The sequence below is a fragment of the uncultured Gimesia sp. genome, assembly GCF_963972345.1.
GTDB lineage: Bacteria > Planctomycetota > Planctomycetia > Planctomycetales > Planctomycetaceae > Gimesia.
Map to the genome: position 1 here is coordinate 1 of NZ_CAXAVM010000246.1, position 9,556 is coordinate 9,556.

Genomic DNA, 9,556 nt, shown 5'->3' on the forward strand with positions numbered 1-9,556 from the left:
ACGCCATAGGGGACTTCCCAGATCAGTTTTCCGTTCTCCGGGTCGAGTGCCGAGACCGCCGTTGGATGCCAGACGATCAGTTCCCGCCGACCGCCAAATTCAAAGATGACGGGCGGTGCATAACCGACGGCGGCATCTTCCAGCGAACGCCACAGCTCTTTTCCAGTCTGCTTGTCAAAACTGACCACCAGCGAGTTCTGCTGTCCTCCCACCAGCGTGATGAGTTGCTCTCCCTCCACCAGGGGTGAAGCGACCATCCCCCAGGTGGGAAGCTGCGTTCCAAATTCCGTGACAAAATTCTTTTCCCAGAGCACGGTTCCATTTTTCGCATCCAGGCAGAGCAGATGGCCCTGCGCACCAACGGTATAGACGCGACCGTCATTAATCACAGGCGTCGAACGCGGGCCAGCCGGATAACTGACCGAGTACTCGACCGGGTACTCATATTTCCAGATGATTTTTCCCGTGTCCGCGTCGAGACATAAAACGCGTTCGAAGCTGACGCGCTGTTTAAAAACGCGATCGGTTACGAATACGCACCAGCGCGAATTCACTTCTGCAACAGCCGGTCCTGCGTAACCTTCACCGATGGGAGTCGACCAGACACGGGGAAGAACTCCGGTCGTGGGCAGGGTTTTGACGATACCGGTTTCCCGCCAGACCAGATCGTGTTCTGGTCCTCCCCATTGAGGCCAGTCGTCGGAGAAAGCCTGCTGCGAGACGAAACTGAAACAGAGTAGAAACGCGAGCAGGCTGCGTGTAATGATCATGCTTACCTCAAGGGTTGAACGGATAAAAATTATTTCACTTCATGGACCAGCAGCATGTCATGACCCTGCGAGGTCCAGTCGGTTCCGGAGATCAGGACAATCTGACTTCCCGTTGACAGGAATCCATGCTTTTTGCCGTAGTTGTCGATGAATTTTAAAATTTTGGAAGGGGATTTATCGACGACATCGGTCAACAGCGAAGTCACACCCCAGTACAGCGTCATCCGCCGCGCGGTTTCAGGTCGATCGGTCAATGCCACGGTCGGCACGGTTCGCCTCTGTTTGGATAAAGCCATTGCGGTTTTGCCTTCATGGGTACAGGTCACCATCAGATCCGCATCCAGTTTTTCTGCAGTAATCCCGGCGCCCATCGTGACGGCTTCTGTCACTTCGCGGGCATACAGTCGGCGGTTACTGGTGATTTCATCGGAATGCAGATTGGAAGACAGAATGCGGGCCGCCTCGCGGACGATGCGGCTCATCATCTCGACTGCAGCCAGGGGGCTCACACCGACTGCCGTTTCGCCCGAAAGCATGACGGCATCGCTGCCGTCCAGCACGGCATTGGCAACATCGCTGGCTTCCGCCCGGGTGGGGAAGGTGTTGAACTGCATGCTGTCGAGCATCTGTGTGGCTGTGATCACCGGGATGCGGTATTGATTGCAGAGATGAATAATCCGTTTCTGGATCACGGGCACGCGTTCGATATCGACTTCGACTCCCAGGTCACCGCGGGCCACCATGACGGCATCCGTCAGCTTGAGAATCTGTTCGATATCACTGACCGCTTCGATCTTTTCAATCTTGGCGACAATATGCGGGGCGACTTCAGGATTCAGCTTTTCAATTTCTTCCTTCAGCCGGGTGATATCGTGGGCAGAACGCACAAAACTGAGTCCGATATAATCCAGTCCGTGTGAGACAGCCCAGGCCAGATCGTTCAGATCCTTCTCTGTGAGGCAGGGGGTGCTCAACTGCACGCCGGGCAGATTGACTCCCTGTTTGCTGCGGATGATGCCTTCCCGTTCCACGACACACTCCACGAATGCATCATCGGGTGATTTTTCTACCACGCGCATCGCGACCATGCCATCGGCCAGCAAGACGGGATCACCCACGCGCAGGTCGCCGATCAGCGATTCGTAAGTGCACGTTAATTCCTGGGGGTTATCGGATTCCTCTCCCTGAATGAAGCGGAACCGCATGTTCTTTCGACACGTGATTTCATTCCCTGGCAGCACACCCAGGCGGATCTTGGGACCGGAGAGATCACCGAGAATCCCAATCGGTTTTTCCATTTCCGTCGAGATCTCATGAATGTTTTTGACAATCTCTGCCAGCGCTTCATGTTTGCCGTGTGCAAAGTTCAGGCGAAACAGATCTACGCCTGCAATAATCAGATTCTGCAACATCTCCCGCGAATCGGAAGCGGGCCCGACCGTGGCTATAATTTTCGTTTTTACGAGAGGATGTTCTGCATAGTGCTTGTCGTTCATCATGAACCTTTAAAAGAATATTTCCCTCGGCAGGTTCCTGTGTGCGCACAGACCTGCCTGTAAGCAGAAGAGCTCAGTTTTGACCATCCGTCTGAAACCATTTCTGATTTACCTGTTTGACTGGCTCTCCAGGTCCGGCGACCTGAAATTTGCCTTTCAGACTGACGGTCGTCGGGCGAATGCAGGTTTTATCATTGCAGGCCTGGTACTTGACATTCAGTTCCAGCTGCTCTGCTTTGCCGGCGGCGGCAGCGGGAATTGTCAGAGTGCCACGGATGACTGCCTGTTTCTCGTAAACCTGCAGTGGTTCATCGAAGCCTTCGACGGTAAATGCATGGCCTGCCGGATATTTGATTTGAGACAGTTTGACCTGCTGATTCGATTTCACAGTAAACGTGGTGGGTACCATGAAATCGGGGCTGGCAGGATTCGCATTGATGTGCCAGCCTTCTTCGATGGTGAGCACAATCGCGACCTGACAGGTTTTGCCCGCGGGCAGTTTATCGACAGAGAGATAAGCTTTTGCTGCAACCAGATTTTTCTTTGGAGTCACCTGTCCCAGTCCGGCAAATGCCAGCAGTTCCAGTCCCGGTGTGACGCTGGCCAGCTGTGCTGCGTTTTCTGTGAACTGTTCCAGCGATCCTTGTGCAAAACCGGCTTCTGCTGGGGAGATCATCAACGATGATTGTTTCTGATCAGCGGGCGTTTCCAGGAACTCTCCCACTGCCTGTACCAGCTGGGCACAGCGATTGGGATAGCGCTTGATTACCCGCCCGAACAGCTGCAGCGTCTGATCGGCATGCTCGCGATATCGGGGATCGCCTGTCAGTCGGGTTAACTCAATCAGGTTCCGCGTACTGATGCTGTTGCCGGAGGGAATCGCAGCATCGTAGGCATTTTTGGTACGGGCAATCAGCTGTTCGTGATCATGCGTGGTGAAGAAGAATCCATGTTCTTTCTGGTCCCAGAACAGTTTGATCTGCAGGTCGGTCAATGCCTGTGCCTGCTCCAGCCATTGCTGTTTGCCGGTTGCTTCATAGAGCGCGAGCAGTCCCTGCACGAGGAAGGCATAATCATCCAGGTAGGCATTCAACCGCGCCTGATCGGCCCGATAGCTGCGATACAGGTGCCCCTGATCGTCGCGCATCTGATCTAGAATGAACTGAGCCGCTTTCTCGGCGGCTGCCGTATATTCCGGACGTTTCAGGATCCGGCCTGCGGTGGCCATGCCGGTGATCATCAGACCGTTCCAGCTGGTCAGAATCTTGTCATCTTTCAGCAGTGGCTGACGCTGGTTGCGGACGGTGTGCAGTTTGTCGCGCATCGTCGCCAGTTGTGACTCCAATGCTGCGGGAGTTGTCTTCTGCTTTTCAGCGAGTGCTTTGAGCGTAGTCACACGATGCAGTACGTAGCCGTGTTCGAAGCGAACCGGATCGTTTAAACCATAAAATTCCGCGAACAGGGGATAGCCTTCACCCAGGATCTGTTTCAGTTCTTCCTGTGACCAGGCGTAATGTTCGCCTTCCACGCCATCGGTTTCCGCGTCCAGGGCGGAATAGAAGCCTCCGCGGGGATCAGTCAGTTCGCGCAATACAAAATCAATGATGCCTTCGGCGACCTGTTTATATTGAATGTTGCCTGTCTGCTCATACGCCTGAGAGTAAAGTAACGCCAGTTGACCGTTGTCGTAGAGCATCTTTTCAAAGTGGGGGACATGCCAGTAACGGTCGGTACTGTAACGGTGAAAGCCGCCCCCCAGATGATCATAGATACCACCATTGGCCATCGCGTCGAGTGTCTGGTACAGCACCTTTGCCGATTCCGCCGACGTACTTTCGGCAACCGGCGATTCAATATCGTACTGCAGTAATACGAGCTTGGAAGAGGTGGGGAACTTTGGCCCATTCGGACTGACTTCCGAAAAGTCGATTCCACCATATTCCGCGTCAAAGCTGGCATTGATGGAACGCACGCCGGCTTTGACCAGTTTGTCTTCGAGGGGAATTGCTTCGGTCGCCGCTTCTTCTTTCTGCAGCCGGGCAACTTCTTTGGCAATGATGGTGGCACTTTGTTGTACCTTCGCTTTATCACCGCTCCACAGTTCATTCACTTTCTGTAAAACGCGGGGAAAGCTCATCTGCCCTCCCTGGTCGGTGGGGGGGAAATAGGTGCCACCAGCGAAAGGCTCACGATCGGGTGTTAAAAACATCGAAAGGGGCCAGCCGCCATTATCGGGAGCACCGATCAGATGAAAGTAGACGCTGAGCGAGGTCATATAAATATCATCGATGTCCGGCCGTTCTTCGCGATCAACTTTGATATTCACAAAGTTCTCGTTCATGTACTTTGCGATGTCAGGATTCTCGAAAACCAGCCGCTCCATCACGTGGCACCAGTAGCAGCTGCTGTAGCCGACAGACAGAAAAATGATTTTGTTTTCCTGCTTTGCTTTTTCGAATGCTTCCGGACCCCAGGGATACCAGTCGACAGGGTTGTGCTGATGTAACAGCAGATAGGGGCTGGTCTCTTTGGAAAGACGGTTCGTAAACATGGCTTCGTTTTTCGTCTTTTCGGTTTCGGTTGCTTTTGTTTTCGCATCTTCACTGGCAGATACGTTTTCTGGTTTCCAGTTGGAAACGAAGAATAAGATGGTCAACAGCAGGACAATCCACCATTTCATGTTTTTATGCAAATCCATTTTTAAATTCCTCCAGAGTCGGACAGTGAACTCAATGCCCGTTGTATAATTCAGTCTGCGTCGTTCAGCAGATCCAGCGGTGGGTAGCATTATCTTATCCGATACCCGTCCAGTCGACTATTTAATATTAACAGAAGAATAGAAATTCAGCACATCACCGCGGCATTGTCTGAGACCGGATAACCCGATTTATGCAGGAACCGGGATCTGCTGGAGAATCTGGCGAATGATCTCCGTAGCGCGGTTTCGCTGGCTCTCACGCACCAGAGACCGGGTGATGACGCGATGTGCTAACACCGGTACTGCCAACTGTTTGATGTCATCGGGGATGACATAATCTCGCCCTTCGGTAAACGCTTTTCCCTGAACCGCATGCGAAAACGTAATCGCACCGCGGGTACTCACACCCAGTGTTAACTCGGGGTGATTGCGGGTCACATCCACGATTTCCAATATATAATCGGTCAGGGAATCGTCGACCCGGACATTGCGAACCGCCTGTTGCATCTCTCGCAGTTGCTTTACCGAGAGCACCGACTGCAGCGTTTCCACAGGCTCGCCAGAACGATGCTGAATCAGTACTTCACGCTCGATGGATCGTTCCGGGTAGCCGATATCAATACACATCATAAAACGGTCGAGCTGGTTTTCCGGCAGGGGATAGGTGCCTTCGAACTCGTAAGGGTTTTGTGTTGCCAGTACGAAGAAGGGGGGCTGCAGGGTAATTGTCTGGCCTTCCACACTGACCTGGCCTTCATTCATCGCTTCCAGCAACGCACTTTGTGTGCGGGGAGGTGTGCGGTTAATTTCATCTGCCAGCAATACATTGGAGAAGATCGGGCCTCTGCGGAATTCAAATTCGCCCAGGCTCGGCAGAAAGACGTTCGATCCCAGAATATCAGAGGGCAACATATCCGGGGTGAACTGCACTCGTGTGTAGTTACAGTCGAGGCTCTTGGCAATCGCTTTCGCGAGTGAAGTTTTACCGACGCCGGGTGCATCTTCGATGAGCACATGACCTTCGGACAGCAGAGTGACAATCGCCAGTTGTACCACATCCGGTTTGCCGATGAGGACGCTGGAGATGTTGTCATGCAGTGTCTTGACCAGGCTGGCGGTTTCTTGCTGGGAGCTGACTTCCATTAAAGATCCATTTTCTGAAGGGCATTGGGGCTGATACAACGGAGCACAGTCGGAGTATCAACATTCAGAAATACAGGATTCCCACATTGATTTCAACTGACAGTCTAACTGGTTTCGGGGGGATCTGGAATTATGTAAAAACAGAGAAAATACTTCTGTACAATTGTCGGACTAAGTTCCATTATAGAGATGCCAATTGTAAAGAAAACAAAAATTTGATAACAATCACTGCTGGTAGCAATCATTTATGAAATTCAGGTGCTTTGTCTGAGTGTTCAGTCCTTTCACTGACTGTCAACACGCGTGCTCCTTCATTTCGATGTCATCATAAATTATCAATTCATCAGGATTATACTGCATGTCGGGCTCAAATCAGTCGATCGACCAGTTCGCATCTCTCACACGACGATCTTTTCTCCAGTCAGGGGGGATAACCCTGGCCGGCCTGAGTCTGTTAGACCATCTGGTACTTCAGGAACTGGTGGCTGCTCCTGCAGATCAGAAGGTAGAAACATTAAACCGCTTCCCGCGGATGGTGCAGGAATACTTTGTCGAGCGTGTCCGGGAACAGGAAGTCAAAACGATCCAGCGTCTGGATGCTCTGAAAACAAAAGCAGACGCGGAAGAATATGTCGCCTCCGTGCAAAAACGGATTCGAGAAGCCTTTGGCCCTGAGCCCGAACGGACTCCACTCAACGCGCGTGTCACCCGAACAACTGATCGCGATACTTATACGATCGAAAATGTCATCTTTGAAAGCCGTCCCGGTTTTCTGGTGACTGCGAATCTGTACGTTCCCAAAGGGATCACCGGCCCCGTGCCCGGCGTCGTGGGAACCTGCGGGCATTCGCATAACGGAAAAGCAGAGACCGCTTATCAGGCATTTTCACAAGGACTCGCCCGCAAAGGTTACGTGGTTTTAATCTACGATCCCATCGGCCAGGGAGAACGCGTGCAATACAGCGGTGATGATCTCAAATCGACAGTGGGAGTCGGTGTCCGCGAGCATCTGCATGGCGGGAATCAGCAGTTTCTGGTTGGTGAGAACCTGTCAATGTGGCGCGCCTGGGACGGAATTCGCGCCCTCGATTATCTGCTGACCCGGAAAGAAGTCGATCCCAAGCAGGTGGGTGTCACCGGGAATTCGGGAGGCGGTACCATGACCACCTGGCTGTGTGGTGTGGAGCCACGCTGGACGATGGCCGCTCCCAGTTGTTTCGTTACTACCTTCCGTCGCAACATGGAGAACGAACTTCCCGCCGATACCGAACAGTGTCCGCCCAAAGTTCTGGCGCTGGAACTGGATCACGCCGACTTCCTCGCAGCACAGGCACCGAATCCGGTGCGAATCCTCAGTAAAGAACGTGATTATTTTGATGTGCGGGGTGCGCGGGAAGCCTATCTGCGACTGAAGCGACTCTACAAACTGCTGGGCCGCGAAGAAAATGTTTCTCACTTTGTCGGTCCCACCTATCACGGTTATTCGCAGGAAAATCGTGAAGCCATGTATGAATGGTTTAACCAGGCCACCGGCGTTTCCAGTGAATCCCGGGAACCCAAACTGGTCATTGAAAAAGATGAAACTCTGTGGTGTACCCCTAAAGGATCCGTCGCAGACATCGGCTCCAAACCACTGCATGTATTTACCGCGGAACAGTCAAAAGCACTGGCCGCGAAGCGAAAGCCAAAGACCGGCGCTGCCCTGCAGTCGGCTGTCGCGGAAACATTACGTTTAAAACATCTGGAAGGAACACCCGATTATCGCATCCTCAGAAACCGGGGCGGCAAAAATTATCCGCTGAAATATACGATCGCTTATGCCGTGGAAACAGAACCAGGCATTCAGGCAATCGTCTACCGTGTGTCCGATGAAAAACTTTATTCCAGGCCGCCTCAAGACGCCGGCAAGCAGGCGACCCTGTATATCTCGCATGTCTCTTCCGATGCGGAACTGCGCGAAGAGCCTTTATTAAAAACTGCCAGCCAGGATAAAGATCGCATTCTGTATACCTGCGATGTGCGTGGCGTCGGGGAATCGATGCCGGACACTACGAATCCGAATTCCTTTTTCACTCCGTATGGCAGTGATTATTTTTACGCGGCTCATGCGGTCATGCTGGATGACCCTTATACAGGTCAGAAGACATTTGATGTGCTCAGGGTTCTCGACTGGATGGCCGCCAACGGACATACCGATATCCATCTGATCGGTCGAGGCTGGGGTGCTCTGCCGGCGACGTTTGCTGCCCTGTTTTCGCCTCACGTAACACAGATTACATTGAAAAATGCTCTCACTTCTTATAGTGATATCGCAGAAACAGAACATTACGAATGGCCTCTTTCCACGCTCGTTCCGAACGTATTGACCTCTTTTGATATGCCAGAATGCTATGCTGAACTGAAAGCGAATAAAGGGCTTACGCAAATTGCTCCCTGGGGAGCAAAAGGCGCGGACAGCTGAGAACACCTGCCAACAGCCTTGCATCTTCCCCGGTGCGCCCGTCACAATAGTAAGAATCAACACCGGCGGGCTTCATTCTTTTCTCTGAATAAGAAACTGGCATCATTGTGAGCAGCGATCCTACGATGGAAACTTCCGATCTGGAAGCCGTTGAAAATTTACACCAGTCATACCAGCGGCTTCTGCAGGAAGTCAACCGGGTGATCATCGGCCAGCAGCAGGTGGTTGAAGAATTATTGATCTCCCTGCTGGCAGGCGGACACAGCCTGCTGGTCGGCGTTCCGGGACTTGCGAAAACGCTCATCGTGCATACGCTGGCGGATACTCTTAATCTTTCCTTTAATCGCGTGCAGTTTACGCCGGATCTGATGCCGGCTGACATCACCGGTACCGATGTGATTCAGGAAGATAAGAGCACGGGCAATCGCGATTTCAAATTTCTGCCCGGCCCGATCTTTTCGAATGTAGTGCTGGCAGATGAAATCAATCGCACGCCTCCCAAAACCCAGGCCGCCCTGCTGGAAGCGATGCAGGAACACCAGGTGACAGCCGGCGGACGGAAACACAAACTTCCGGTCCCGTTTTTTGTACTGGCGACTCAAAATCCGATTGAGCAGGAAGGGACATATCCACTGCCGGAAGCGCAGCTCGACCGTTTCATGTTCGAGATCAAAGTTCAGTATCCCAGCGAAGAAGAAGAGTTCGCAATCGTCAGACAGACCACGTCAGATGAATCATACGCCGTCAAGAAAATACTGGAACTGGATGAACTGTTGTCCTTTCAGTCACTCGTGAGAAAAGTTCCCGTTGCCGATCATGTGATTCGTTATGCGATGCAGTTTGCCCGCATGACGCGTATCATTCCCGGCAGCGATACACAGGCGGAAGAGGTTCCCGACTTTATTCGCGAGTTTGTCAGCTGGGGTGCCGGCCCCCGCGCCAGCCAGAATCTGGTACTGGGTGCAAAAGCCCGCGCGATTCTGCAGGG

At 52.6% G+C, this 9,556-nt stretch carries 6 protein-coding genes; 2 read left to right on the forward strand and 4 right to left on the reverse strand.

The window, feature by feature from the left end:
• The 4 genes from AACZ40_RS26135 to AACZ40_RS26150 form a co-directional block, all read right to left on the reverse strand.
• Positions 1-770 (reverse strand): PQQ-binding-like beta-propeller repeat protein (locus AACZ40_RS26135; protein ID WP_339676485.1); only part of this gene is annotated, 770 nt, incomplete at its 3' end.
• 29 nt (positions 771-799) lie between these two features.
• Positions 800-2,269: a pyruvate kinase gene (gene pyk / locus AACZ40_RS26140; RefSeq protein WP_291168014.1), complete on the reverse strand. Its 1,470-nt coding sequence runs from the start codon at positions 2,267-2,269 to the stop codon at positions 800-802.
• A gap of 70 nt (positions 2,270-2,339) precedes the next feature.
• Positions 2,340-4,964 carry a DUF255 domain-containing protein gene (locus AACZ40_RS26145; protein ID WP_291168016.1) on the reverse strand — a complete coding sequence of 875 codons (2,625 nt, stop codon included), beginning with the start codon at positions 4,962-4,964 and terminating at the stop codon, positions 2,340-2,342.
• 189 nt (positions 4,965-5,153) lie between these two features.
• Positions 5,154-6,107, reverse strand: a complete 954-nt coding sequence (locus AACZ40_RS26150) for a MoxR family ATPase (protein WP_291168018.1) — start codon at positions 6,105-6,107, stop codon at positions 5,154-5,156.
• A 358-nt stretch (positions 6,108-6,465) separates the two neighbouring features.
• Between AACZ40_RS26150 and AACZ40_RS26155 the strand changes: the two genes are divergently transcribed.
• A complete protein-coding gene (locus AACZ40_RS26155; RefSeq protein ID WP_291168020.1) occupies positions 6,466-8,568 on the forward strand; it encodes an acetylxylan esterase in 2,103 nt (700 codons plus the stop codon).
• A 125-nt stretch (positions 8,569-8,693) separates the two neighbouring features.
• On the forward strand, positions 8,694-9,556 hold an 863-nt coding region (locus AACZ40_RS26160), incomplete at its 3' end, for an AAA family ATPase (protein ID WP_339676488.1).